25 protein-coding genes are annotated in these 25923 nt (G+C 57.4%); 15 read left to right on the plus strand and 10 right to left on the minus strand.

Annotation, left to right across the window (positions count from 1 at the left end; translation table 11 throughout):
- Positions 1–30 precede the first annotated feature (30 nt).
- Entirely contained in the window at positions 31–561 is a 531-nt protein-coding gene (locus ACN0WX_RS06300) for a tetratricopeptide repeat protein (RefSeq protein ID WP_417621455.1), read from the plus strand.
- Positions 562–582: 21 nt separating this feature from the next.
- On the opposite strand, the gene ACN0WX_RS06305 is transcribed toward ACN0WX_RS06300, so the two are convergent.
- The 3 genes from ACN0WX_RS06305 to ACN0WX_RS06315 are packed head-to-tail and all read right to left on the minus strand — an operon-like array spanning position 583 to position 2992.
- Entirely contained in the window at positions 583–1533 is a 951-nt protein-coding gene (locus tag ACN0WX_RS06305) for a DUF481 domain-containing protein (protein ID WP_417621456.1), read from the minus strand.
- 21 nt (positions 1534–1554) lie between these two features.
- Positions 1555–2040 carry an RNA pyrophosphohydrolase gene (locus ACN0WX_RS06310; protein WP_417621863.1) on the minus strand — a complete coding sequence of 162 codons (486 nt, stop codon included), beginning with the start codon at positions 2038–2040 and terminating at the stop codon, positions 1555–1557.
- A gap of 1 nt (position 2041) precedes the next feature.
- Positions 2042–2992, minus strand: coding sequence for an alpha/beta hydrolase (locus ACN0WX_RS06315; RefSeq protein ID WP_417621457.1), 951 nt, complete (start codon positions 2990–2992; stop codon positions 2042–2044).
- 178 nt (positions 2993–3170) lie between these two features.
- Here ACN0WX_RS06315 and ACN0WX_RS06320 point away from each other — a divergent pair, with 178 nt between their 5' ends.
- From ACN0WX_RS06320 to ACN0WX_RS06355, 8 genes are all read left to right on the plus strand, one after another.
- Positions 3171–5060: a 2-oxoacid:acceptor oxidoreductase subunit alpha gene (locus ACN0WX_RS06320; RefSeq protein WP_417621458.1), complete on the plus strand. Its 1890-nt coding sequence runs from the start codon at positions 3171–3173 to the stop codon at positions 5058–5060.
- On the plus strand, positions 5057–6088 hold the full coding sequence (locus ACN0WX_RS06325) for a 2-oxoacid:ferredoxin oxidoreductase subunit beta (RefSeq protein ID WP_417621459.1): 1032 nt from the start codon (positions 5057–5059) through the stop codon (positions 6086–6088). The genes ACN0WX_RS06320 and ACN0WX_RS06325 overlap by 4 nt, the downstream gene beginning before the upstream one ends.
- 45 nt (positions 6089–6133) lie before the next feature.
- Complete coding sequence (locus ACN0WX_RS06330) at positions 6134–6523, plus strand: GxxExxY protein (protein ID WP_417621460.1); 390 nt, start codon at positions 6134–6136, stop codon at positions 6521–6523.
- Positions 6524–6613: 90 nt separating this feature from the next.
- Positions 6614–7600, plus strand: a complete 987-nt coding sequence (locus ACN0WX_RS06335; protein ID WP_417621864.1) for a metal-dependent hydrolase — start codon at positions 6614–6616, stop codon at positions 7598–7600.
- A complete protein-coding gene (locus ACN0WX_RS06340) occupies positions 7593–8984 on the plus strand; it encodes a cryptochrome/photolyase family protein (RefSeq protein ID WP_417621461.1) in 1392 nt (463 codons plus the stop codon). The genes ACN0WX_RS06335 and ACN0WX_RS06340 overlap by 8 nt, the downstream gene beginning before the upstream one ends.
- The gene (locus ACN0WX_RS06345; RefSeq protein WP_417621462.1) at positions 8984–9769 is read left to right on the plus strand and encodes an SDR family oxidoreductase; all 786 of its coding nucleotides are present in this window, start codon (positions 8984–8986) and stop codon (positions 9767–9769) included. Before ACN0WX_RS06340 ends, ACN0WX_RS06345 begins: the two co-directional genes overlap by 1 nt.
- Before the next feature lie 55 nt (positions 9770–9824).
- Entirely contained in the window at positions 9825–11069 is a 1245-nt protein-coding gene (locus ACN0WX_RS06350) for a class I SAM-dependent methyltransferase (RefSeq protein ID WP_417621865.1), read from the plus strand.
- A gap of 21 nt (positions 11070–11090) precedes the next feature.
- Positions 11091–12296 (plus strand): serine hydrolase domain-containing protein, encoded by a 1206-nt coding sequence (locus tag ACN0WX_RS06355; RefSeq protein ID WP_417621463.1) that lies wholly within the window; start codon positions 11091–11093, stop codon positions 12294–12296.
- Here ACN0WX_RS06355 and ACN0WX_RS06360 read toward each other — a convergent pair.
- Together ACN0WX_RS06360 and purF are read right to left on the minus strand one after the other, a co-directional pair.
- On the minus strand, positions 12289–12990 hold the full coding sequence (locus tag ACN0WX_RS06360) for an SDR family NAD(P)-dependent oxidoreductase (RefSeq protein ID WP_417621464.1): 702 nt from the start codon (positions 12988–12990) through the stop codon (positions 12289–12291). The two genes, ACN0WX_RS06355 and ACN0WX_RS06360, sit on opposite strands and share 8 nt — an antisense overlap.
- Positions 12991–12992: 2 nt before the next feature.
- Complete coding sequence (purF, locus tag ACN0WX_RS06365; protein WP_417621465.1) at positions 12993–14516, minus strand: amidophosphoribosyltransferase; 1524 nt, start codon at positions 14514–14516, stop codon at positions 12993–12995.
- A 176-nt stretch (positions 14517–14692) separates the two neighbouring features.
- Here purF and hisI point away from each other — a divergent pair, with 176 nt between their 5' ends.
- The 5 genes from hisI to ACN0WX_RS06390 all read left to right on the plus strand — a co-directional run bounded on the left by hisI (position 14693) and on the right by ACN0WX_RS06390 (position 18435).
- Complete coding sequence (gene hisI / locus ACN0WX_RS06370) at positions 14693–15064, plus strand: phosphoribosyl-AMP cyclohydrolase (protein ID WP_417621466.1); 372 nt, start codon at positions 14693–14695, stop codon at positions 15062–15064.
- On the plus strand, positions 15061–15585 hold the full coding sequence (locus tag ACN0WX_RS06375) for a hypothetical protein (protein ID WP_417621467.1): 525 nt from the start codon (positions 15061–15063) through the stop codon (positions 15583–15585). The genes hisI and ACN0WX_RS06375 overlap by 4 nt, the downstream gene beginning before the upstream one ends.
- 37 nt (positions 15586–15622) lie before the next feature.
- Positions 15623–16060, plus strand: a complete 438-nt coding sequence (locus tag ACN0WX_RS06380) for a MerR family transcriptional regulator (RefSeq protein WP_417621468.1) — start codon at positions 15623–15625, stop codon at positions 16058–16060.
- Positions 16061–16116: 56 nt separating this feature from the next.
- Positions 16117–17919, plus strand: a complete 1803-nt coding sequence (locus ACN0WX_RS06385; protein ID WP_417621469.1) for an acyl-CoA dehydrogenase C-terminal domain-containing protein — start codon at positions 16117–16119, stop codon at positions 17917–17919.
- Positions 17920–18162: 243 nt separating this feature from the next.
- Positions 18163–18435, plus strand: a complete 273-nt coding sequence (locus ACN0WX_RS06390) for a hypothetical protein (protein ID WP_417621470.1) — start codon at positions 18163–18165, stop codon at positions 18433–18435.
- Positions 18436–18467: 32 nt separating this feature from the next.
- On the opposite strand, the gene ACN0WX_RS06395 is transcribed toward ACN0WX_RS06390, so the two are convergent.
- Genes ACN0WX_RS06395 through ACN0WX_RS06405 form a run of 3 tightly spaced genes read right to left on the minus strand, consistent with a single transcriptional unit; the run spans position 18468 to position 21422 of the window.
- A complete protein-coding gene (locus tag ACN0WX_RS06395) occupies positions 18468–19208 on the minus strand; it encodes a dienelactone hydrolase family protein (protein WP_417621471.1) in 741 nt (246 codons plus the stop codon).
- On the minus strand, positions 19205–20125 hold the full coding sequence (gene cysK / locus ACN0WX_RS06400; RefSeq protein ID WP_417621472.1) for a cysteine synthase A: 921 nt from the start codon (positions 20123–20125) through the stop codon (positions 19205–19207). The genes ACN0WX_RS06395 and cysK overlap by 4 nt, the downstream gene beginning before the upstream one ends.
- A gap of 19 nt (positions 20126–20144) precedes the next feature.
- Complete coding sequence (locus tag ACN0WX_RS06405) at positions 20145–21422, minus strand: MFS transporter (protein ID WP_417621473.1); 1278 nt, start codon at positions 21420–21422, stop codon at positions 20145–20147.
- Between the two features lie 215 nt (positions 21423–21637).
- On the opposite strand from ACN0WX_RS06405, the gene ACN0WX_RS06410 reads away from it, so the two are divergent.
- Positions 21638–22339, plus strand: a complete 702-nt coding sequence (locus tag ACN0WX_RS06410; protein WP_417621474.1) for a L,D-transpeptidase family protein — start codon at positions 21638–21640, stop codon at positions 22337–22339.
- Between the two features lie 33 nt (positions 22340–22372).
- Here ACN0WX_RS06410 and ACN0WX_RS06415 read toward each other — a convergent pair whose 3' ends face one another.
- On the minus strand, positions 22373–23440 hold the full coding sequence (locus tag ACN0WX_RS06415; protein WP_417621475.1) for an aspartyl/asparaginyl beta-hydroxylase domain-containing protein: 1068 nt from the start codon (positions 23438–23440) through the stop codon (positions 22373–22375).
- Positions 23441–23526: 86 nt separating this feature from the next.
- Positions 23527–25845: an ATP-dependent helicase gene (locus ACN0WX_RS06420; RefSeq protein WP_417621866.1), complete on the minus strand. Its 2319-nt coding sequence runs from the start codon at positions 25843–25845 to the stop codon at positions 23527–23529.
- Positions 25846–25923 lie beyond the last annotated feature (78 nt).

Genomic DNA, 25923 nt, shown 5'->3' on the forward strand with positions numbered 1-25923 from the left:
TATGGCCGTGAGAGTTTATTGGAGCTGATTATGCGTTTTTCACCGGCTGTTGTCGCCTTGTCCCTCGTTTTTGCCACTGCTTCGAGCGCCGGTTTTGGCCAGTCCGCCGATATCGAAATCAAGCCGCAGTCGGTCGAATATATGCAGTTGGGAGAAGCCGCTCAGAAACGCGATGAGCTGGATCTCGCGGCGGACCTATATGAAACGGCACTGGCTGTGGATCCGCGCAACGGTTCCGCGTTTATCGCACTGGCGCAAATTGCCCGCGTACAGCAGCTTCCCGGCAAGGCAATCCGGCTTTATCGCGAAGCGCTCATTCTGAACCCGAATAATCTCGATGCCCTTGCGGGGCAGGGAGAGGCGCTGATCCAGCGCGGCGCTCTGGAAAAAGCCCGGGTGAACCTGTCGCGAATTGAAACCCTGTGCCGGACACGCTGTGCGCAAAATGACCAGCTGGCAGCGGCAATCAAGCTTGCCGACAAAAAGCCGGTTCTGTCGGCAGAGGCGGTTACGCCAAAGCCAAAAATTGGCGAGGAAGAGCCGGCGGCGGAAACACCCTGACAAGCAGGGCTCCCGCTTCAATTAAAAATCATAGACCAGGCTAGCGCGGCTGATCGTGTCAGTTTTGATGCGGCCGGCGGGCGGATTGGTTTCATGCTCAATCGCATAGGAAAAACGCGCGGAAAGGGAGCCGAGCAGCTTTGCATCGAGCGCTGACGTGGCTGTCAAGCTTGTGTTGTCGCTGCTGATGACGGCAACAGTGGATGTGAACCCTTGTGCATCGCTAGCATAGGTCCCGCCGGCATCCTGGGAAAATTTCAGACTGTCCGAAATTTTCCAGTCAAAATCTATGCCGACCAAACCGGCAAGGCTGCTTTTGGAATCGCCAGCAGAGAAATTGGTTATCCGGATCGCGGGACCAGCTTTGATGGCGAGCCTGACGTCTTTGGTTTTGACCAGTTCATAACCCAGGCCGCCGGATAGCGTGTAGCGAGCAGAGAAGCCTTGGAAACGGTCCCGTTCAAACTGTGCCAGACCATAAGCGTATAGCTTTTTATCAAATTTATAATTTGGTTCGATGGTCGCGCTCAGCTGATCCCGGGTGGTCTTGCCGCTATTGCGCTCATAGTCAGCCCGGGCCTGGACATTCAGGCGCCATTTGACGGCATCTTTGACAAGCTTGACACCACCGCCAAGACCCAGGTTTCTCGTATTGCCCGTTGAACGAAAGCCGCCCAGCTCTCCTTGTCCCTTCCAGTTTTCAAAAAAGCCGGCTTCCTGCTTTTCGCGCACGGCCGCCTCCGCCAGTTTCGCCTGTTTGGCATTATAGGTCGTCATTATCGCATCAATTTCGGCGAGATCATCAGGGTTTGTCGCTTTGGCAATTTTGACCACCGCGAGTACATCTTGCTTGTTGCCAGAAGCAATGGCCGCGTCAATCATGGCTTTTACCGGGGCAGGGAGTGCAGCGTCAGCTGGCGAAGGAAAAATCGCCGCAATGACCATTGCGGACGTTAATGCTAGTCTGGGCATAGTGAAATCCTGAATGGGGGGCTAGATCAGCGGTCCGAATTCTTTCAACAGCGCACGATACAGGTCCCGTTTGAAGGGAACGATCATTTCTGGCAAGACCTCGGGGTCGGCCCATTTCCAGTCTGAAAATTCGGGATGGTCCGTCTGGATATTGATATGCTGGTCCTGACCGGTGAACCGCATCAGGAACCAACTCTGCCGTTGGCCGCGATATTTGCCCTTCCATATCTTTCCCAGCAATTCCTCGGGAAGATCATAGAGATAGTCCTCTTGGCTGCGGCCGATAATATGGACATGGTCCGGGACGACGCCGGTTTCCTCCCGCAATTCGCGCAAGGCTGCAGTTTCGGCGTCCTCGCCCTTGTCGATTCCACCTTGCGGCATTTGCCAGGCGTCGGGATAATTGCTTTTGGCAGCATCCAGCCGCTGCCCGACAAATATCTGGCCTTCGCGGTTGGCGAGCATGATACCGGCGCAGGGGCGGTAGGGGAGAGTGTCAAAGTTGATCTTATTTCTCCAGTGACGACAGCAGGGTTTTCCACGCGGCAATCATCTTGTCGACATCCTGTTGTGCCGAGGGCACGGCCTTGCGAATGTTGATGAAGCCGTGAATATTCCCCGACATTTCAATGTAATTCGTGTTGATGCCGTGCCGGATCAGGTCGGCGGCATATTCACGGCCCTGGTCGCGCAGGGGATCAAGACCGGCTGTTACCAAAACCGTCGGTGGTGATTTGGCAAGGTCGCCAAGATAGGGGGAGACCCGCAGATCATCATCTTTTGCCGCATAATGATTGGCGAAATAGTCCATGCTTTCCTTGGTTAGCAGAAAGCCCTCGGCAAATTCGTCCATCGAGCCGCCTTCGGCGTCCATCCGGGTCGCGGGATAGATCGGGAATTGCGCGATCACCGGAAGGGCTGCGGGTTCCTGAGCGAAAACCTGACCGATAACCAGGGCCAGGTTGCCGCCAGCGCTATCGCCGCAGGGGATTACCCCTGTTAGCTTCAATCCAAGATCACCATGATTTTCTGCTATCCACCGGGTTGCGGCAATACTGTCCAATGGAGCCGCCGGGAAAGGCGCTTCCGGAGCGCACCGATAATCAACCGCGATTACGGGAAGATCCATGGCATCGGCAATATAGGTACAGAAGCTGTGGTGCGATTCCAGGTCGCCAATGACAAAGCCGCCACCGTGATAGAAGATAATGGCGGGGCCTTCATCGGCTCTGCTGGCTCGCTTGTCGTAGAGCCGCATGGGGATATCGCCGTCGGATCCAGGACAAGAAAGATTCTCTGTCCGCGCGAGATCGACAGCATCCGCTTCCAGCATCGTCGCCATCATATTGTACATTTCGCGTGCAACGGGAGGTTCCACCTCCGACATGAGCGGCTGGTCCGATTGTGCCAGCATCGTTAAAATCATCTGCACATCGGGGCGAACATATGCGTCAGTCATCTCTCTTCTCCAACCGTTTAACCGACCGATTAGATCAGCCTGTGCGGCCTAGGCAAGCGCTAATCGGAGCGGACCACCCAAACAAATGCTTTATCCCTATTAGTTTTTGTGGTTTGAAGCGCGACACATTGCTGCTCTAGGGCGGTTTGCGTAATAATAAAGGCACGGAAAATCCAATATGGCCACCGCAGTAAAGCAGGAAGATTCCAATAGTCCCCATCCGGAAGGCGCCGAAAATGTCGTCGTCCGTTTCGCCGGCGACAGCGGCGACGGGATGCAGTTGACCGGGGGGCAATTTACCTTGTCGACAGCATTGGCAGGCAATGATCTCGCGACATTTCCCGATTTCCCGGCAGAGATTCGGGCGCCGCAGGGGACTTTGTTCGGCGTCTCTGCATTCCAGATCAACTTCGGCTCACGCGCAATCGAGACGGCCGGTGACCAGCCGGACGTGCTGATCGCCATGAATCCGGCGGCCTTGAAAACCAATGTCCAGGCGGTGCGTGCCGGCGGACTGGTGATTGCTGACGAGGGCGAGTTCGGGAAGCGCAATCTCGACAAGGCCCATTACGAGAGCAATCCGCTGGAAGACGGCTCACTGGCCAAATGGCAGTTGCTCAAGCTGAATATTTCGCAGCTGACGCTGGATGCGGTCAAGCCCTTCGGACTGGGTAACAAGGAAGCCTTGCGTTGCAAGAATATGTGGACGCTGGGTCTGGCCCTGTGGATGTTTGAGCGCGAGCGCGAACCGATCATCCAGTGGCTGAAAAGCAAATTTGCCAAGCTTCCCGAAATTGCGGAAGCCAATATTGCCGCGCTCAACGCCGGTCATGCTTATGGCGAAACGGCGGAAATTTCCGGCGATGGCCTGGGTGGCGGTCACCTGTCTCCGCACAAGGTTGCCGCGGCTCCGGCCGAACCAGGCAAATATAGAACGGTAACCGGCGCGGAATCGCTGTCTCTGGGGCTGGTAGCCGGAGCGCAAATGGCCGGACTACCGATGTTCTTTGGCGGCTATCCGATCACGCCGGCATCGGCGATTCTGCATCACCTGTCACGGCTCAAGGAATTTGGCGTCACCACATTCCAGGCCGAAGACGAGATTGCGGCGATTACCGCGGCCATTGGTGCCAGCTATGCCGGTAGCCTCGGGATCACATCCTCTTCCGGTCCCGGTATTGCGCTGAAAGGCGAGGCGCTGGGTCTGGCGATCATGACCGAACTGCCTTTGGTGATCGTCAATTCGCAGCGTGGCGGTCCTTCGACCGGTCTGCCCACCAAGACCGAACAGTCCGATCTCTATCAGGCGGTCTATGGCCGTAACGGGGATGCGCCGATGCCGGTGATCGCGGCGCGCTCGCCGGAAGACGCCTTCTACTGCGCGATCGAGGCGGTGCGGATTGCGGTGCAATATATGACGCCGGTGATGTTGCTCACCGACGGCTATATCGCCAATGCGGCGGAACCGTGGAAGATTCCGGATGTCGACGGTCTCGAGCATTTTCCGGTCAGCTTCATGACCGAAAAGCCGGAAGGCCCGCTCTTGCCTTACAGTCGCGACGCGAAACTGGCGCGGCCCTGGATCAAGCCGGGTACGCCGGGCCTGATGCACCGGATTGGCGGTATCGAGAAGGGGCTGAATACCGGTCATATCGACTATGCACCGGCCAACCACCAGACGATGACCGAAATTCGCCGCGACAAGGTTCTGGGCGTTGCGGACAGTCTGCCCGACCAGGAACTCGCGTTCGGCAAACCGGGCGCGAAGCTGGCCGTTGTCGGCTGGGGCTCCACCTTCGGGCCGATTCACCAGGCGGTGTCGCGCGCCGGTGCCAACGGCAAGGATGTGGCGCATATCCATATCCGCAATATCTGGCCCTTGCCGAAGAATCTCGGTGAATTGCTGAAGAGCTTTGACCGGATCATTGTCCCGGAAATGAATACCGGACAGTTGAAGACCATATTGCGCGATCAATATCTGGTCGATGCCAGGCCGGTGAACAAGGTTTCCGGCCAGCCATTTACCATCACCGAAATTGAAGCCGCGATCGAGGAGGCTCTGGCATGAACGAGATGACCAAAATCACGACGACGCTGAAAGACTGGGAAACCGATCAGGAAGTACGCTGGTGCCCGGGTTGCGGCGATTATGCCATTCTCAAGGCCGTGCAGCGGACCATGCCCGATCTGGGTGCTGACCCGTCAAACACGGTGTTTATCAGTGGCATCGGCTGCTCCTCACGCTTTCCCTATTATATGGAAACCTACGGCTTTCACACGATCCACGGTCGGGCACCTGCGGTAGCGACCGGCGTGAAGCTGGCCAATCCGGAACTGGATGTCTGGATCATCACCGGCGATGGCGATGCGCTGTCGATCGGTGGCAATCACACGATGCACCTGCTGCGCCGGAATCTCGATTGCCAGGTGATGCTGTTCAACAACGAGATTTACGGGCTGACCAAGGGCCAATATTCGCCAACCAGCCGGCAGGGTACGCAAAGTCCCTCGACGCCTTATGGTTCGGTTGATCGCCCCGCCTCACCCTGTGCCTTTGCGCTGGGCGCGGGCGCGCGGTTCGTGGCGCGCGGCATCGATGTACACAAGGGGCTGCCCGATGTGCTGAAAGCGGCCCACGCGCACAAGGGCGCGTCGTTCATCGAGATTTTCCAGAATTGCATCGTCTACAACAAGGATGTGTTCGAGGAATTTGCTGCCAAGAAGACCGCTGCCGAAACACAACTGCACTTGGTCGAGGGCGAACCGATGCTCTTTGCCAAGGGTGAAAAGGGCATCACGCTCAACCGGGACACCTTGCAGCTTGAAGTGGTCGATGTCGTCGATGGCGACTGGCAAGCCGCAGGCGTGATTGTCCATGACGCCACCAACCGTTCGGTCGCGCATATGCTGGTCGAAATGGAGTTTGGCATATTCCCGATGGCGCTCGGTGTGCTTTACAATGATCCGCGGCCAACATTTGAAGCGGCAGTAGTGGAGCAAAATGTGAAGGTGTCGACCGGCAAGACGCCCGACTTGCAGGCCTTGCTGAGCAAGGGGCAGACCTGGACGGTGACCGAGGGCGGGCCGGAACTGTAAAGTCTGGGGACTCGCACGAAGACACGAAGGCACTAAGATGGGATCGTGCAAGATCTTGAATCTATCGCCAAAATCTCTGTCGATTGCGGGTTTCACCTGTACAGGGATACCGGGCCGGGGCTGCTCGAATCTGCCTATGAGATACTGCTTTTTGAAAGCTTGAAAGAGAAAGGTCTTGCTGTCGAAAGACAGAAGATCATTCCAGTCACCTTCAAGGGCCGGATTTTGGAAAAAGCTTTTCGGGCCGACTTGATCGTTGAAAGGCAAATTCTGATCGAACTCAAATCTACCGAGCGTTTCGCACCCGTTCATGCCAAACAGGTGATTACCTATTTACGACTGATGGATTTGCCACTCGGCTTCCTGATGAACTTTGGCGCAGCCACTTTTAAAGATGGTGTGAAGCGGCTAGCCAATCAATATTATGCTGGTTAGGTCGGAACTTCCTTTGTGCTTTCGTGTCTTCGTGAGAGATAAAATTTGGATAACCTGACCCACAGTCTTGCCGGCGCCGTTCTCGGCCAGATGGGCCTCAAGAAGAAAACCGGCCTCGGCATGGCGACGCTGATCATCGCCGCCAATATTCCCGATATCGATGCGGTGGCGACGCTGCTCGATGGGGTGCAGCATCTGGCGCTCCGGCGCGGGATCACCCATGGGCCGATTGCGATGCTGCTACTGCCGCTGCTACTGACCGGGATCATGATCTGGTTTGATCGCTGGCAGACGAAGCGCGGGAAACGGCCTGTGGACCGGTTGCCAATCCACAGGGGCTGGCTGTTGGCGCTGGCCTATATCGGCTGTCTGAGCCACCCGGCGCTGGACTGGCTGAACAGCTATGGCATTCGCCTGCTCGAACCCTTTTCCTCGCAATGGTTTTATGGCGACAGTATTTTCATCATCGATATCTGGATCTGGGCGGCGCTGATCGCCGGCCTCTGGGTTTCGCGGCGGCGGGAGAAGAAGGGCGCGGGCCATTGGCGACGACCGGCGTGGATCAGCTTTGCCGCGGTCTGTGCTTATATTTTTGCCAATGGTCTGATCACCGGCAAGGCAGAGGCGGAAACAACTCTGGCGATCAAGAGTGGATATCATCTCGATCCGGAAATCGTCGTGGCCAACCCTGTCCCGCTCGTTTTTTGGCAACGGGAGATGCTGTGGCAATATGGCCAGGATTATTTTCGTGGCGATTATTCTCTCTTTGATAGAAATGAATTAGGCCAAATTCCTGACAAAATAGGTTCCATGGATGCGGCTATCCCCGTTAAAAGTTTAACCGAGCGATCTGGGAATTTGGCGGCATTTATATTTTGGGCTCGTATGCCATTCACTAAGCTTCTTGAAGACAATGGCGGTGCAGATGTCAGCTTTTATGACGCGCGGTTCTCAGATGAGTTGGTAGCCGATAGATTTGCTGTGAGAGTTGTGATGAACCCTTCAGAATATAACTCGTATTTGGAATTCTATTCTGAATCCTGTGGGCCTGAATGCGCGGCAGACCAAAATGAATAAGGCAACCGTAGTCTGGTTCCGCCGGGACCTTCGCCTTTCCGATCAGGCAGCTGTGATAGCCGCCGCATCAAACGGCCCCGTCATTCCGGTCTATATTCTCGACGATGAAACGCCGAAACACCGCATCATGGGCGGGGCTTCGCGCTGGTGGTTGCACCGGTCATTGGAAGAATTGGAAGCATGTTTAAAGAATCTGGGGTCGCGGCTGATCCTCCGGAAGGGGCCGGCTTCGGAGCATTTGGCCGAAATTGTCAAATCGAGCGGCGCGGACGAAGTGCATGCGCTGCATCATTACGAGCCATGGTGGCGCAATGCCGAACGAATGTTGGAAAAATCCCTCGGCGATCAGGCGCAGTTGATCCTGCATGATGGCAACTATCTGCTGCCGCCGGGTACGGTGACCACCGGGTCGGGCACACCTTACAAGATTTACACACCCTTCTGGAAGGCGCTGCGCCAGCATATGCCGCCGGGAGAGCCGGCTGCAGCGCCGGATAGTTTCGATACCCCGGATAGCTGGCCGGATAGCGATGCGCTGGATGATTGGGACCTGTTGCCGACCAAACCGGACTGGGCCGCAGCTTTTAACGACCACTGGCAGCCGGGGAGCGCCGGAGCGGAAGCCAATCTCGAGGATTTCGCCGACAAGGCGGCGGAATATGACGAAGGTCGAAACCTGCCTTCGGAAGAACTGGTGTCGCGCCTGTCGCCGCATCTCCATTTCGGCGAGATCAGCCCGGCGACCGTCTGGAACCGGCTGGCGGGGCAGGGGAGCAAGGTCGAGACCTTCCTCAAGGAGCTGGTCTGGCGCGATTATGCGCAGAATGTGATCGATCAATTCCCGCAATATGGCGGGGAGAGCTATCGCGAGAAAATGCGCGCTCTGCCGTGGCGCGATATGGGCGATGCTGATGTCAAAGCAGACTTCAAGGCTTGGTGTCAGGGGAAGACCGGTTATCCGATTGTCGATGCCGGGATGCGCGAACTATGGGCAACCGGCTGGATGCACAATCGCGTGCGGATGATCGCGGCGAGTTTCCTGATCAAGCATCTGCTGGTCGACTGGCGCGCGGGCGAGCAATGGTTCTGGGACACATTGGTCGATGCCGATTACGCCTCGAACAGCGTCAACTGGCAATGGGTGTCGGGCACCGGTGTCGACAGCAATATGTTCGTGCGGATCATGGCGCCGCTCAGCCAGTCGGAAAAATTCGATGCCGGGGATTATATCCGCCGGTGGGTTCCCGAACTGGCCGATATTGACGATCCCTATGTCCATGATCCGGAAGAGCATGGGTGCAAGCCGGCGGATTATCCGACAAAGATCATCGGGCATAGGGAGGCACGTGCGAGGGCTCTGGCGGCCTATCAGGAGACAAAATAATGGCGGATCGGATGGGCGGAAAATTCTGTGTGGTGACCGGCGCGGCGCGCGGGATCGGCAAGGCGATTGCCAGGGCCTTTGTTGACGAAGGGGCGACGGTTCTTCTGACCGACTGCGATCCCGAGACATTGATGGCGGCTGGCGAGGAACTGCATTGCGACACGTTGGTGCTGGACGTGGAGAAGGAAGCGGACTGGGAGCGGCTCGCGGCCTTGCACCCGGCTGCCGATGTCGTGGTCAACAATGCGGGCGTGACCGGTTTCGAACAGGGCGTCCGTCCACATGACCCCGAAAATGCCTCGCTGGAAGACTGGCGGGCGGTGCACCGCGTCAATCTCGACGGCACTTTTCTCGGTTGTCGCTATGCGATCAAGGCGATGAAGGACAAGGGCAGCGGGTCGATTATCAATATCTCGTCGCGTTCCGGGCTGGTCGGTATTCCGGGCGCAGCCGCCTATGCCTCGTCCAAGGCCGCGATTCGCAATCACAGCAAATCGGTAGCGCTCTATTGCGCGCAACAGGGCTGGGAAATCCGCTGCAATTCGATTCATCCGGCCGCGATCATGACGCCGATGTGGGAGCCGATGCTCGGAGAAGGCGAGGCCCGGGCGGAATCCGAAAAGGCGCTGGTCCGCGACACGCCGCTGCAGCGGTTCGGCAAGGACAGCGAAGTGGCGGCGATCGCGGTGCTGCTGGCGTCTGATGAAGCGGGCTATATTACCGGATCGGAGCTCAATATTGACGGTGGCGTATTGGCCGGGTCTGCCGCCGCGCCGGGATCGTAATCCGGACGAAGGTTCGGCGTTGCCAAGCGCTTGGCGCTGGTCCATATTTATGCGCATGAACGTCGAAGCACCCAAACGCGGACAACATCTGCTTGATGCGCGCAAGCGCTTCGCCACCGGGGGCGGTTTTTTTGCGCGCCTGTTCGCACCCGGCTTTCATCATATTCTCGACCGGATCGACGCCGGGCTGGATCACGGCACATTTGAAGGCAAATTGCCCGATGGCACTACCCGGGTTTTGGGCGGACGCGGCGAAGGGCCGATGGCGGAAGTTACGCTATACAGCTGGAACGCACTCTTGCGGCTGATTAACAGCGGTTCGGTCGGCTGGTACCGGGCATGGGAACTGGGCGAGTGGGACAGTCCGGATCTGGTGCCGGTGTTTGACCTGTTTACCCGCAATCGCAACGGGCTGAAAAACACCGGTCGCGCTTCGGGCTTTTTTAACTGGGTGGCAAGGCGACGGCACAAGAAGCGTGACAATGACAAGCGGCGCGCCCGGCAGAATATCCAGTATCATTATGACCTCGGCAATGATTTCTACCGGCTCTGGCTGGATGAAAGCATGAGCTATTCCAGCGCCATTTTTACCGGCGAGACCGACAGTCTGGAGCAGGCGCAGCGCAACAAGGTCGAGGCGATTGCACAGCGTCTGGCGACCGGGGCTGGCGACAATGTGCTGGAGATCGGTTGCGGCTGGGGCACTTTATCGGGCCACCTCGCGCGTGATCATAGTCTCGCGGTGACCGGTATCTCACTCTCCGACCAACAGACGGCCTGGGCCAGAGAGCATCATCCCGAAGCGCATTTTCTGATCCAGGATTACCGCGATGTTGACGGCCAATATGATGCCATTGCCAGCGTCGAAATGGTGGAGGCGGTGGGCCAGCAATATTGGCCCGATTTTCTGGACTGTATCGCCCGCAATCTGAAGCCAGGCGGTCGTGCGGCCCTGCAATATATCACCATTGCCGACGATATATTCGAACAATATGCGACCAGCGCGGACTTCATCCAGACCTATATTTTCCCCGGCGGCATGCTGCTGTCGGAAAGCCGCTTCCGGAAACTGGCGGAGGCCCGAGGGCTGCAATGGACCGACCAGAAGAATTTTGGTCTCGATTATGCGCGGACGCTGAAAATCTGGCGCGAGCGGTTTGACGAGGCGGTCGAGCAAGGCAGCCTGCCGGCAGGGTTTGACGAAAGATTCGTCCGGCTGTGGCGCTTCTATCTGGCCTATTGCGAAGGTGGATTTCGCGGCGGTGGCATCAATGTCGCGCAGGTTACATTGATAAAATAAAGAAAATATAAGGGAGAGCGGATGATGAGAATATTGGGGACACTGGCGTTGCTGGGCGTCAGCTGCCTGAGCCTAACGGCGTGCGAGCAGGTGCAGAAAGTGGCGGCCGATGCAGTCGGTCTGCCGACCGACAAGAATATCCTGTTCTGGACCGATCCGCAGCGGGACAAGGCGTTCCGGATGATGGACACATTGGTGCCGTCCAACACCATCGCCGCTGGCGACAACCCCAAGGTTCTGGAAACAGGCAAGATGTTACCGGACAGCTTTGAGGTCGCAGGCCAAGCCTTGTCGATCGACGACTATATGGAACAGCAAAGACTGGCCGGGATGGTCATTTTGCAGGACGGCAAAATCCGCAAGGAAGAATATCGCCGCGATTTTGACAAGGATGGTCGATGGACATCTTTCTCGGTCGCCAAATCGCTGGTCTCGACTCTGGTCGGCGCGGCGATCAAGGATGGATATATCAAGTCGATCGACGATCCGCTGACCGCCTATATCCCGGAACTGAAGGGCAGCGGCTATGACGGGGTGACGGTATTGCAGCTGTTGACCATGACATCCGGCGTGAAGTGGAACGAGGATTATGCCGATCCGAAATCGGATGTGGCCCTGTTCAACAACACCAAGCCGGTTGACGGTATGGATCCGATCATCGTCTATATGAAGACGCTGAAGAATGAAGCGACACCGGGCACGCGCTGGCAATATAATACCGGCGAGACCAATTTGATCGGTGTCCTTGTGGCCAAGGCAACAGGTAAGACATTATCTGAATATCTGTCTGAAAAGGTCTGGAAACCTTATGGAATGGGGCAGGATGCGGAATGGCTGCTCAATGAAGGCGGCAAGGAAATTGGCGGCTGCTGCATCTCGGCAACTGTTCGTGACTATGCGCTGTTCGGGCAGTTCGCGATGAATGGCGGCAAGATCGGCGGGACCTCCGTGGTGCCCGATGGCTGGTTTGACAAGGGTGGTACAAAGCAGGCGGATATCGGGATTCCCGGTCGCGGCTATGGCTATCAGTGGTGGACTTTTGATGACGGCAGTTTCGCAGCGCAGGGAATTTTCGGTCAGGGTATCTTTATCGATCCGGCGCACAAGCTGGTTATCGCAACCAATGGCAACTGGCCGAGCGCATCACCCGATGATAAAAAGAACCAACGGATCGCATTTTTCGAAGCGGTTAAAAAATATGTGGCTGCAGAGCCGCCGGTCAGCTGATCTGGAAATGCTCGCCGGTTTCGAAATCGCTGGCGAGGATTTCAACCAGCCGGTCGGCGACGGCCGATGGCGGCTTGACGCTTTCCGGATCTTCGCCCGGATAGGCTTTTGCGCGCATTTCGGTGCGGGTCCGGCCGGGATCGACAATCGCCGTGCGAATCTTGCCCAAATTGCGCATTTCTTCACCATAGCTGAGTACAAGTGTCTCCAGCGCGGCCTTTGACGCTCCATAAGCGCCCCAAAATGCGCGGGGCTTGCGTGCGACGCTGCTGGTTATGGCGAGAACCCGGGCGTTGTCGCTCTTGCGCAGCATCGGGTCAAATCCCGCAATCAGTGCCTGTTGTGCGATCAGGTTGAGGGTGAGAAGCTTGTTGAATTCCTGACCATCAATGGCCGGAACCGGTCCCAACGTTCCCAGCATTGCAGCGTTGAGAACGAGAATATCGAGCCCGTCCCAGCGTCCGGCGATGGCCGTGGCAAGGCGGCCGATACTGTCGCCATCGGTCAGGTCGAGCGGCGCGATTGTCGCGTTGCCCCCGGCCCGATGGATTTCCTCTTCGATCTTTTCCAGGCCATCCGCGTTGCGCGCGGTGATGACGACATGGGCGCCTTCTTTGGCGAGTGCCAGTGCCGTTGCGGCGCCAATTCCCTGACTTGCGCCGGTCACCAGCGCCAGTTGCCCTTCAAATTTCATGATCAGTTCGCCGTTTGCTTGATCCGCGGAAGATCACCCGATGGTTCATTGTCGCGAGCCGACCCCTTTGAATCGATTCGTTCGTTGAGCATGGTCAGCTGATCGGGCTCTTCTGCGCCATCGCGGTCGGTGAGTGTAGTCGGATAGGCACCGGTGAAACAGGCATCGCAATATTGCGGCTGGATATCATGGCGGGTTTCTTCGCCCGCTGCCCGGTAGAGGCCTTCGATCGAGACGAAGGCAAGGCTGTCCGCCTGGATGAATTCACGCATTTCCTCGATCGATTTTCGGGCGGCAAGCAGCTTCTCGCGTCTTGGCGTGTTCACGCCGTAGAAACAGCTGTGCATCGTCGGCGGGCTGGCGATCCGCATATGGACCTCGGCCGCGCCCGCTTCGCGCATCATCTGGACAATTTTCAGGCTGGTCGTACCGCGCACGATCGAATCATCCACCAGCACGATTTTCTTGCCGTTAACCAGCGGGCGGTTGGCATTATGCTTGAGCTTGACGCCAAGATGGCGGACCCCGTCACCCGGCTGGATGAACGTCCGCCCGACATAGTGAGACCGGATGATGCCCAGTTCGAACGGGATTCCCGACCCTTCGGCAAATCCGAGTGCCGCGGGGGTGCCGCTGTCCGGAACCGGGATCACAATATCTGCATCGACCGGGCTTTCGATCGCCAGTTGCGCGCCGATTCCCTTGCGGACGCTGTAAACCGAACAGCCGTCGACAATCGAATCGGGACGGGAAAAATAGACCTGCTCGAAGATGCAGGGGCGGGCCTGGGCATTGGCAAAGGGGCGATGGGACCGCAGTTCACCGTTGGTGACGACGATGAGTTCGCCGGGTTCCACGCTGCGGACATATTCCGCGCCGACGAGGTCAAGTGCGACGGTTTCGGATGCAAAGACATAGGCTTCGCCGATTCGGCCCATGACCAGCGGCCGGATACCCAGCGGATCGCGGCAGGCAATCATCCCTTCGGCGGTCATGCAGATCAGCGAATAGGCACCTTCGACCTGCTTCAGCGCGTCGATAAACTTGTCGAGCAAGGTCCGATATTTGGAGGTCGCAACCAAATGGATGATGACCTCGGTATCGCTGGTCGACTGGAAGATCGAACCCTGACGGACAAGTTTTTCGCGTATCGCCAAGGCGTTGGAAATATTGCCATTATGGGCAATTGCAAAACCGCCGGATGCAAGATCCGCCTCAAGCGGCTGGACATTGCGCAAAGTGCCTGCACCGGTGGTCGAATAGCGGACATGACCACAAGCCGAATCGCCGCGCAGGCGGTCGATTACTTCTTCGCTGTCGAAATTGCCGGCCACCGGGCCCAGTGCACGATGGCTGTAAAATTCCTTGCCGTTGCGGCAGGTGATGCCTGCGGCTTCCTGTCCGCGATGCTGGAGAGCATGGAGGCCGAGTGCCACCATGGCGGCAGCATCTTCACTGCCGGCGATTCCAAAAACGCCACACTCTTCCCGCAGCTTGTCGTCATCAAACGGGTGGGTTGTCAGCATATCTCACCTGGCTCGTAAATGGTCGTGCGGGGATGTCAGCCATATAGGTTTGAAACCATGCTTTGTCTGCCCCCAATGTCATAAAATCATCATATTGCATGGATGATCAGGCCTTTGCCTGATCTATCGCGCTATTTGCCGTTGCGCGGGATCGGATCGGGTCCTAGTTCATCGCTATGACCGATAGAGAAAATGACCCTGAAACCGGCAGCCGGCTTCAACCGAAATATGATTCGAATGGCTTGATTGCTGCGGTCGTCAGCGATGATTCGTCCGGTGAACTGCTGATGCTGGCCTATATGAACGCGGAAGCATTGCAGCGGACGCAGGATAGCGGTGTGGCCCATTTTTATTCCCGCAGCCGGCAGCGACTTTGGAAGAAAGGCGAAACGTCGGGCAATATTCTGACGGTGACCGAGATGCGCATAGATTGCGATCAGGATGCGGTGTGGATCAAGGCAGTACCAGCGGGTCCTGCCTGTCATACCGGCCAGAATAGCTGTTTCTACCGCAAAATTATATCCGGAAAGCTGGAGTTGATTGAGTGAGCCGAACGGTTTTGCTGCTTCTGTTCCTGTTGCTGGCGGGTTGTGATCAGGGGCAGGGGGGCGCTGAGGATTCAACCGCAAAGCTGTCATCGCTGGAACAGGCTGCGATTGATGCGGGGGTTATTCCCGATGTTCGGAAAGTTACGCTTTCAGGCGCTTTTGAACGGAAAAGTGATCTGGGAACCGACCGGTTTTGCGCCGTGGGCAATGATGAAAATGGTTACCAGATCGGAATGATCGCACTGTTTGGATCCGGCAGCAAATGTGAGGGGTTGGGCGAAGCGGAACGCAGCGGAGAAAATGTCCGAATCACCCTCAACAGCGAAGAGAAGTGCAGCTTCACCGCGCGTTTTGATGGAGTGGAACTGAAATTGCCCGGCGGCCTGCCGGAGGGCTGTGCCAGCTATTGCAGCCCGCGCGCCGGTTTCGAAGGCGTCAGCTTTTATCTGATCGGGGAAGGTGACGCGGTCGCCCGGTCAACGGGCGGCCAGGATTTTGAAAACCTGTGTCCCGGCGGTTAGCATTGACGTTTACGTTAGCGTAAGCTATAGACCAGGCATGTCGCAATCGCCAAGCCACGCCGAAATTGACACGCCCGATCTTCAGAATCGGGAAACCTATACGATATCTGACCTGTCGGAAGAATTTGGCGTAACCGCCCGTGCCCTGCGTTTTTACGAGGATGAGGGGCTTATCGCCCCGCACCGAAAAGGCCTGTCCCGGGTCTATACCAAACGTGACCGGGCGCGGCTCGCATGGATCATGCGCGCGAAAAACGTCGGGTTCAGCCTGACTGAAATTCGTGATATGATTGACCTTTACGATCTGGGCGACGGTCGCAAGACACAGATGCAGGTCACGGTCGAAAAATGTCAGGAAAAGGTTGATACGCTGAAGAAACAGCGAACCGACATTGACAGCTCGATCAAGGAGCTGACCAGTTTCATAAAGACTGTGCAGGACGCCATGGCGGACGTAAAAGCGCAGCGTCAATAGAGGATAGACGCCGGTAATATCCGGTAGCCCCCATTTTGAGCAGAAAGTAGAAAATCATGCCCAGTTATACCGCGCCGATTGGCGAAGTCCGTTTCATTCTCAACGAAGTCCTCAATCTTGAACAATATGCAAATCTCCCCGGCTTTGAAAATGCGACGCCGGAAATGGTCGAGGCGATCCTGACCGAGGCGGGGAAATTTTCTGCCGAGGTGCTCCATCCGCTCAACCAGTCCGGTGATGAAGAAGGCTGTACCCGGCACGAAGATGGCAGTGTTACCACGCCAACGGGTTTCAAAGAGGCCTATCAGCAGCTTACGGATGGCGGTTGGACGACATTGTCATCTCCCGAAGAATTCGGTGGTCAGGGCTTGCCGCGTGTGGTGGGCAATGCGGTCATGGAATTTATGGTTTCGGCCAATCAGGCGCTGGAAATGTACTCCGGCCTGACTCAAGGCGCCATTGCTTCCATCCTTACAGAAGGTAGCGAAGAGCAAAAGCAGGTCTATGCCACCCAGATGATTTCCGGCAAATGGACCGGAACAATGAACCTCACCGAAGCGCATTGCGGTACTGATCTGGGTCTCATCCGGACCAAGGCGGAACCCATGCCCGGTGGCAGCTATGCCATCACCGGCCAGAAGATTTTCATTTCGGCCGGCGAGCATGACATGGCGGAAAATATCATCCACCTTGTTTTGGCGAAGACACCGGGCGCTCCTGATAGCTCCAAAGGTATCTCGCTCTTCATCGTACCAAAATTTCTCGTCAATGATGATGGATCCCTGGGCGAGCGCAATGGCGTGAGCTGCGGTTCGATCGAGGAAAAAATGGGTATCCACGGCAACGCAACCTGCGTGATGAACTATGATGGTGCCACCGGATATATGGTCGGGGAAGAGAATAAAGGCTTGCGCGCGATGTTCATCATGATGAACGCGGCGCGTCTGGGTGTTGGCCTGCAAGGTCTTGCCCAGGGCGAAATCGCCTATCAAAATGCCGTGATCTATGCCGGTGACCGGCGTCAGGGCAGGGCGTTGACCGGCGCGCAGGATCCGGATGAAAAGGCGGATACGCTGTTCGTCCATCCCGATGTCCGGCGGATGTTGATGGATGGCAAGGCATTTACCGAATCGATGCGCGGTCTGGTTCTGTGGGGTGCGTTGCAGGTTGATCTGGCGGACAAGGCTGAAACCGAGGAAGATCGCCAACTGGCCAATGACCTGGTGAGCCTGCTCACACCCGTCGTCAAGGGATACGGGACCTATATGGGCTATCAGATCGCGACGGAATCGCAGCAGGTTTACGGCGGCCATGGCTATATCAAGGAATGGGGCATGGAACAGTTCGTCCGCGATGCCCGGATTGCCATGATCTACGAGGGTACCAACGGTGTCCAGGCGATGGACCTTGTCGGACGCAAGCTTGGCCAGAATGGTGGCCGAGCGGTCCAGGCTTTCTTCAAGGTGATTGCCGACGAGATTGCCGAGGCAAAGAGCCACGAAAAACTGTCCGGATTTGCCGAAGCATTTGAAAAAGCCAACGGCGAGTTGCAGAAAGCGACGATGTGGCTCATGCAGAACGGGATGGCCAATCCGAACAATGCCGGTGCCGGTGCCTATCATTATATGCATATCATGGGCATTGTTTCGCTTGGCTTGATGTGGTTGCGGATGAGCAAGGCTGCGCAGGCTGCTCTTGATGCCGGTACGGACAATCCGAAATATTACGAAGCGAAGCTGGTTACCGCACAATATTTTGCCGAGCGCTTCATGCCCGATGCGGGATCGCTTCGTCGCAAGATTGAAGGCGGTAGCGACGCAATCATGGCGCTGGATCCGGATATGTTCGCGGTTGCCTGAAATATTTGATCAGAGGGACATATGTTGTTCCGTCTGGTGCAAGGCTGCTTCCCAGCATAACGAGATTTCGCCGATCATCCTGTTTCAGGATGGTCGGCGAATGGAGCCTGTTGTCGGATAAACGCGTTAAATCCGCCGCTTGGCGCCTATTTCGTGCATATGGTCGAAGGGCGCTGGATCGCACGGGGCGATTGAGCCATCACGTTCGGGACAGGGGAATGATAAGCATAAGGAGTATATGCAATGCATTCCAAACGAGCCTCAAAACATGTCCGCAGGATCACGCCCTATCTGATGACCGTCGGACTGGGGCTGGCCGTCGCCGCCAATGCTGCAGAGCCCGAATCCCTCGATGACGAGACTGTGGAAATCCCGGCTCCGACTATCGACACCGATGGTGATGGTTTGATGGACGCCTGGGATCGCAGCGGCAATGGCCAGGCCGATGCGTGGGATAAAGATGGCGATGGCCAGCCGGATCTGCTTGATGACGATGGCGATGGCCAGCCCGACTAGGCGGGCCTTTCTCCGTCATTCGAACACCGGACCTATTGCTGGTCCGGTGTTTTTTTATGCTCAAATATTTCATCGAACATGCTGAGCATGGCGGCCTTGCTCTGGCGGTCCGCAGATGCGTTATATTTCACCGCCTCGAGCGACCGCGCATCACTCGCCGGATCGGTGAATCCGTGGACCACGCCCGAATAAATGTGCATGTGACAATCGGCTTCTGAAACATCCATTTCTTCAAGAAAACTGCGCACCTGCTCGGGCGGGACAAGGGGGTCTGCCCGACCGTGGCAGACCAGAATGCGTGCCTTTACCGTCCCTCTCTCGGCCGGTAGCGGTGTTGCCAGCAGGCCGTGAAAACTGACCACGAGCGCGAGATCCTCGCCACTGCGGGCCATTTCGAGAACGGCTTCACCGCCCATGCAATAGCCAATCGCGCCGATCCGGCGGTTGCTCAGCCTGGACCGTGAACGCAGTTCTTCCAGCGCACAGCGGAACCGCTCGCGATAATATTGTGCATCCGCCCGCAACTCGTCCGCCAGTTTGCGGGCTATGTGCATGTCTTCCACGAATCCCTGACCATAAATGTCACAGACCATTGCGCTATAGCCGAGTGAGGCAAGCCATCGGGCGCGATCGCGCATCAGCTTGTTCGGTCCGGCGATGGTCGGCACGATCAATATACCGGCCCGCGGATAGCGACTGGGCTGCGCGATATAGCCAGCCAGTTCGACATCACCATGGTGATAGGTGAAATTCTGAATCTCTATGGAGCTCATTCTTCGGGTAAAAACTCCGGAACCGAGAGATACCGCTCTCCAGTATCATAGTTGAACCCGAGAATTTTTGCCTGTTCGCCCAATTCCGGCAGCTTTTGCGCAATTGCTGCGAGAGTGGCACCGGATGATATGCCGACAAGCATACCCTCTTCCCTGGCGGCCCGCAGGGCCATGGCCTTGGCATCGGCCGGATCGACCTGGATCGCGCCATCAATGCTCTGGGTGTGGAGATTGCCCGGAATGAAGCCGGCACCGATTCCCTGAATTGGATGTGGGCCGGGCTGGCCACCGCTGATCACTGGCGAGGCCGTCGGCTCGACAGCATAGACTTTCAAATGGCTCCAGTGATCTTTCAACACTTCCGCTACCCCGGTGATATGCCCGCCTGTCCCGACGCCGGTGATAATGGCATCCAGAGGATCATCCTTGAAATCGTTGAGGATTTCGAGCGCCGTGGTGCGTTTGTGCACCTCAAAATTCGCGGGGTTTTCAAATTGCTGTGGCATCCAGGCGCCGGGGGTCTGGTCGATCAGCTCCTGGGCCCGCTCGATTGCACCTTTCATGCCTTTTTCTTTCGGGCTGAGGTCAAAGCTTGCACCATAAGCCAGCATCAGGCGGCGACGCTCAAGCGACATGGATTCCGGCATTACCAGAACCAACTTGTAGCCCTTGACCGCGGCGACCATGGCCAGACCGACACCGGTATTGCCGGACGTCGGCTCGATAATCGTTCCACCGGGTTTAAGCGCGCCGGATTTCTCGGCATCCTCGATCATCGCCAGGCCAATGCGGTCCTTGATCGATCCGCCCGGGTTTGACCGTTCCGACTTGATCCAGACATTGGCATCACCAAACAGCCGCTGCATCTTGATATGGGGCGTATTTCCGATGGTTTCGAGAATATTATTGGCGATCATTATCCTGCACTCCTGTTTTCTATTTGTTGGCCTCTGTCGGTTCGCGTCCCAGATTCTCCGGCGGATCAAATGTTTTGGCGGCACCCAATTGGGGAAACAGGCGCGACCATAGTCCGGTTACCACTATAGCACCGGTGCCGCCGGCGACAATGGCGGCGATGGGGCCAACCAAGACGGCGAGGCCGCCAGACAGGGCGTCGCCGAGTTCATTCGATGCACTGATCGTCATCTGGCTGACAGCACCGACCCGTCCCCGCTTCGCATCCGGCGTATGCAGCTGGATCAGCGAACTACGGACATAGACTCCGAACATGTCGGCTGCACCGCATATCCCGAGGCAAGCCATCGACAGATATAGATTGGTGCTGAGGCCAAAGCCGATTGTGCCCAGTCCGAACACCGCCATTGCCACCAGCATGCTGTTGCCAACATTCCTGCTGAGCGGGGCAAAGGAGAAGATCAGGGCGACCAACACCGCACCGACGGCGGGAGAGGCAGCAAGCAGCGACAGGCCGATTTCACCGGCATCCAGTATATCTTTTGCAAATACCGGGATCATCGCGGTTGCTCCGGCGAGGAACATCACCAGCAGATCCAGCGTGATGGCACCCAGCACGAGCTTGTTGGTCCAGACATAGGCCATGCCATCGCCAACCTGCTGGAAGGGGCTTTTGCTCTTGTCGGCGGTGGCGCGTGGTACCGGGCCGATCAGGAAAATTGCCAGTGTCGCGAGCGCATAAAGTCCTGCGCAGACAAAATAGGGCAAGGCTTGATCGACCTTGTAAAGCGGGCCTGCCATGCCCGGCCCTGCTATCACGCCAACTTGCCAGGCGATGGTGGAGAGGGCGATGGCGCGCGGAATCGATTCTTTGGGGACCAGATTGGGTGCCAGTGAGGTGACCGCAGGCCCGAGAAACGCCCGGCAAATGCCCAGAAGAACAGCGATGACATAGATCGTCCACAGTGTGATGCTATCGTTCGCCGTGAGCAATGCTAGAGCCAGCGCAATCATCGCCTGTGCCGCGAGCACCATGCGGGCAATCCAGCGGCGGTCCATATGATCGGCAACCCATCCGACCAGTGGCGTCAGGATGAACAATGGTATGAATTGCAGCAGCCCGAGCAGGCCCAAAATCCCCGCCGAAGCGCTGATCCCCATATCTTCGCGCGCTAGATTATAGGCTTGCCAGCCGAGGATCAGCATCATTGCGTAGAGCGCGAACATTGACGCAAGCCGGGAGAACCACAGATACCGATAATTGGCTATCGCAAAGGGATGTGGTGCGGAGGTGATCACAAATGTTTCGCTAGCGATTGAACGAACTGGCCGCAATCAATTCATTCGCGGATGGATCGACCAGGCACGAGCCGACGACAGGAAAATCCCGGTTCATTAACGCTTCCTTTTAATATTCTATGTGCCGACGTGCCGCAGCGGGACGACGCAAAAAACAGTCATTCCCAATTGCAAATCCATGGTAAATATCTCCTTAACAAAATGGAGCATGGGCGATGGTCGAGAAAATTGCATATCGGATAAGCGCATTGGTTCTGCTGTTCGCCGCTCTGGGAACTGTCGCGCTGCTGGTGATGGGGCTGACCCGCGCCAATGCTGATCCTGCTGCTCCATCATCCGTGGTGTCGGCGAATAGAATAGCGAGTAGCGATACGCCCGAACCCGTCTTGCAAAAAGCCTCTGTGACCGGAGAGACCGTTGCGGAACCGATGGAAATCGTTGAGAAACTACCGATCAATGACAAGTTCGTGGTCAAGCGCATCCTCCAGATCGACGAGCCGTTTGTGCACGGCTATTATAAATGGGATGATGAAGGGGTGCCGGCCGGCGAGCTGGTCGTGACCGTCGATCTCAAGGCAGAGAGCATTTCTGTCTTTCGCGCCGGCTATGAAATCGGCGCCGCAGTAATCACCTTTGGCGATGCCGAAAAACCTACTCCGACCGGCGTCTTTCCGATCACCCAGAAGAGCAAGGACCATGTTTCGAACATCTATGGCTCGCCGATGCCCTACATGATGCGGCTGACCAATGACGGCGTCGCGATCCATGCTTCCGATGTCAAATGGGGCTGGGGCACGCGCGGCTGCATCGGCGTCCCGATGGAATTTGCCCGGCGATTGTTCGAACAGGCGAAGCTGGGCGACCGGGTGATCGTGACCAATGGCAAGATGCTGAACCTGGGTGACGCTATCTTGTAGCGGTTGCGGCACCTTGTCCGGGGGCGAGAGCGCTCAGATCGCAACCGGCTTCTGATATTCGTTGATAGCCTCGAATATGGTCGTCAGCGCCTGACGTTCTTCCTCTGAAATTTCCGGACGCCAGATTTCGAACAGCAAAATGACCCGGCGCTGGTCGCTGCGGTTCCAGGCTTCATGCTCGAAACTGTCGTCGAAGATCAGCGATTCGCCCGCCTTCCAGGGCCTGGTTTCTCCGCCGACGCGCAACGCACAGTCAGGCGGCAGGATCAGCGGGATATGACAGATCAGCCGCGTGTTGAGCATGCCGTAATGCGGTGCGATATGGGTGCCGGGTTCGAGCACCGAATAGAGCGCCATCGGCGAGCGTTCCTGGATGACCGGTATTGGCGCAGCTTCCAGTGCCGCCATGGTCTTCGGACAATTCACGCTATTTTCGGTGACTTCGACGCCGTCCTTCCAGAAATAATAGGCCCCCCAGTTCGGGTCGTCGAGCAGCGGATTATTCGGGCGCGGCCGGTTCGGCTGGCCCTGGACATAAGGGGAGAATTGCCGGGTCTGCGCGATCACGCCCTGCAACTCCTCCTGCATGGCGGGGATTGCCGCTTCCATGTCGGCGAGCCAGGGAAATTCAGACCGTTCATAAAATTCCCGCTGCGGCATGCCCGGATAATAGAATACAGACGGTTTCTGATGAAAGATTTCCCGGCGCCCCATGAGCAGATCAATGGCATTGCGGACCGGGATTGGTGTGTCATTGCCGGCCAGTCCGGTTTCTTGCAGTTTGCGCAGCAAATAAGCTTCAAACCGACCATGCGCACCGGCGAGAAACTCTTCCGCCTGCTTCAGTCTGGGCCGCAAGTCACCGGACACCGCAGCGCCGACGTTGACCATGTTCAGCGCGGCCTTGTAAAAGCTGTTCGCGGCCCGGTCATCGCCCGTCCGCGCTTTCAGTTCCCCCATCAGCAAAAGCGCAGCAAGATGCCGCTTGTCGATCTTCAGAAGCTTCATCAACGCGGATTCCGCGCCGGCATCGTCGCCGCTGCGCAACGCCGCAGCCGCCTGTTCCGAGAGGGACTGGATCGTGTCGGTTGTTATATTCATGGCCGGTTTATAGCGGAGTTGTGAAGTCAGGCAAGCAGGGCTGCTAGGGGGTGTCGCAAGACAGGTTCGGGACGAACGGATCGGGCTCAGGCCACCTCCACAAAACTATCCAATACCCGCTTGGCGCCGCTCTTCTCGAACGCGATCTCGAGCTTGTTGCCTTCCTTCTCCATCACCTCGCCATAGCCGAATTTGGTGTGGAAGACGCGCATGCCCACGGTCACGTCGTCGCGGCCCTTGTTGCCGAGGGAGACGGCGCTGCGGCGGGCTTCCTTGATATTGCGGGGGCTTTTGTCGAAGCCTGACGAGGCGGCACGTTGCCAGCCGGGGCCGCGCTTTCCCGCTCTCGTGGCATTGGCCGCGGCCAGATGGGCGAACGGGTCGCTTTGCTCGCTCCAGTTGGCGCGCCACAGGCTTTCGCCGCCGCTCATGCTGCTTTCATGTTCAACATGTTCGTCGGGCAGTTCGCCGATGAAGCGCGAGGGGATGGAGCTTGTCCACTGGCCATAGATGCGCCGGTTGGCGGCGTGGAAGATGGTGCATTTCTTTTTTGCCCGCGTGATCGCGACATAGGCGAGGCGGCGTTCCTCCTCGAGGCTGGCAATGCCGCCCTCGTCCAGGCTGCGCTGCGAGGGGAACACGCCTTCCTCCCAGCCGGCGCAGAAAACATGGTCATATTCCAGCCCCTTGGCGCCGTGCATGGTCATGATCGTGACCTTGGGCTCGTCGTCGCGCGCGTCATTGTCCATGACGAGGCTGACATGCTCGAGAAAGGCGCCGAGCGTTTCATAGTCTTCCATCGCGCGGGCGAGCTCGGTGAGATTCTCCAGACGGCCGGCGGCTTCGGTCGAGCGGTCGGCCTGCAGCATCGTCGTATAGCCGCATTCGTCGAGCACGATGCGGGCAAGCTCGGCCTGGTCGGTATCCGCTGCCATCTCCCGCCAGCGGCCGAAATTGCGCATCAGTTCCAGCAATGTATTGCGCGCGCGCGGCGGTAGTTCGTCCGTGTCACAGATGCTGAGCGCGGCGGCGGCGAGGGGGATGCCCTGAGCCCGGGCCAGACGATGGACCTTTTCCACAGTTTTATCCCCAAGACCGCGCTTGGGCGTGTTGACGATCCGCTCGAACGCAAGATCGTCGGCGGGCTGGGTGATGACACGGAGATAGGCAAGCGCGTCGCGGATTTCGGCTCGCTCGTAGAAGCGGAAGCCGCCGATAATCTTGTAGGGCATGCCGATCGAGATGAAGCGGTCCTCGAACTCGCGGGTCTGGAACTGGGCGCGGACGAGAATCGCGATATCGTTGAGCGATACCTGTTTGATCTGCTGCAGTGCCTCGATCTCGTCGCCGGTGCGTCGGGCTTCTTCCGGGCCGTCCCAGACGCCGATGACCTGGACCTTGTCGCCTTCGGTTTCCTCGGTCCAGAGCGTTTTGCCGAGGCGGCCGCTATTATGATTGATCAGGCCCGATGCGGCGGCAAGAATATGCGGGGTGGAACGGTAATTCTGCTCCAGCTTGACCACCGTGGCGTCGGGAAAATCCTTCTCGAACTTCAGGATATTGGCGACTTCCGCCCCGCGCCAGGAATAGATGGACTGGTCATCGTCACCGACGCAGCAGATATTCTTGTGACTCTGCGCGAGCAGCCGCAGCCAGAGATATTGCGAGCTGTTGGTATCCTGATATTCGTCGACCAGGATATATTTGAAACGGCTCTGATATAGCTCGAGAATTTCGCGGTTGGTCTTCAGCAGGTTCAGCGAGTGCAGCAGCAGGTCGCCAAAATCGCAGGCATTGAGCGCCTTCAGCCGCGCCTGATAGAGCGTGTAGAAATGCTGGCCCTTGCCATTGTCATAGCGCTCAGCCTCACTAGCATCGAGATCCTGCGGATTGAGGCCGCGGTTCTTCCACTGGTCGATTAGCCCGGCCAGCATCCGCGCCGGCCAGCGCTTGTCATCGACTTCCTCGGCCTGGATCAGCTGCTTGAGCAGGCGCAGTTGATCGTCGGTGTCGAGAATCGTGAAATTGCTTTGCAGCCCGACCAGTTCGGCGTGGCGGCGCAGCATTTTCGCGCCGATGCTGTGGAAGGTGCCGAGCCAGGGCATGCCCTCGAAACTCTCGCCGACAATGGCCGCGATCCGCTCCTTCATCTCGCGCGCCGCCTTGTTGGTGAAGGTGACCGCAAGAATCTCGCTTGGCCAGGCCTTGCGGGAATAGACGATATGCGCAAGCCGCCGGGTGAGGGCGGCGGTTTTTCCGGTCCCCGCACCGGCCAGGACCAGTACCGGGCCCTCGCTGGTGAGCACGGCCTCGCGCTGCGGGGCATTCAGACCACGGACATAGGGCGGGTCATTTTCTGGTGATATTTTGACAGGTTCGGACACAGGTGAACAGTTAGGGAACATCGCGCGACGGAGCAAGACCCGTTTTGCCTGTCCAGTCCCGAGGAAGGAACCAATTGGCATTCCAATGGTTGCTTGGGG

This window comes from Parasphingorhabdus sp. (assembly GCF_048269915.1).
Lineage (GTDB): Bacteria > Pseudomonadota > Alphaproteobacteria > Sphingomonadales > Sphingomonadaceae > Parasphingorhabdus.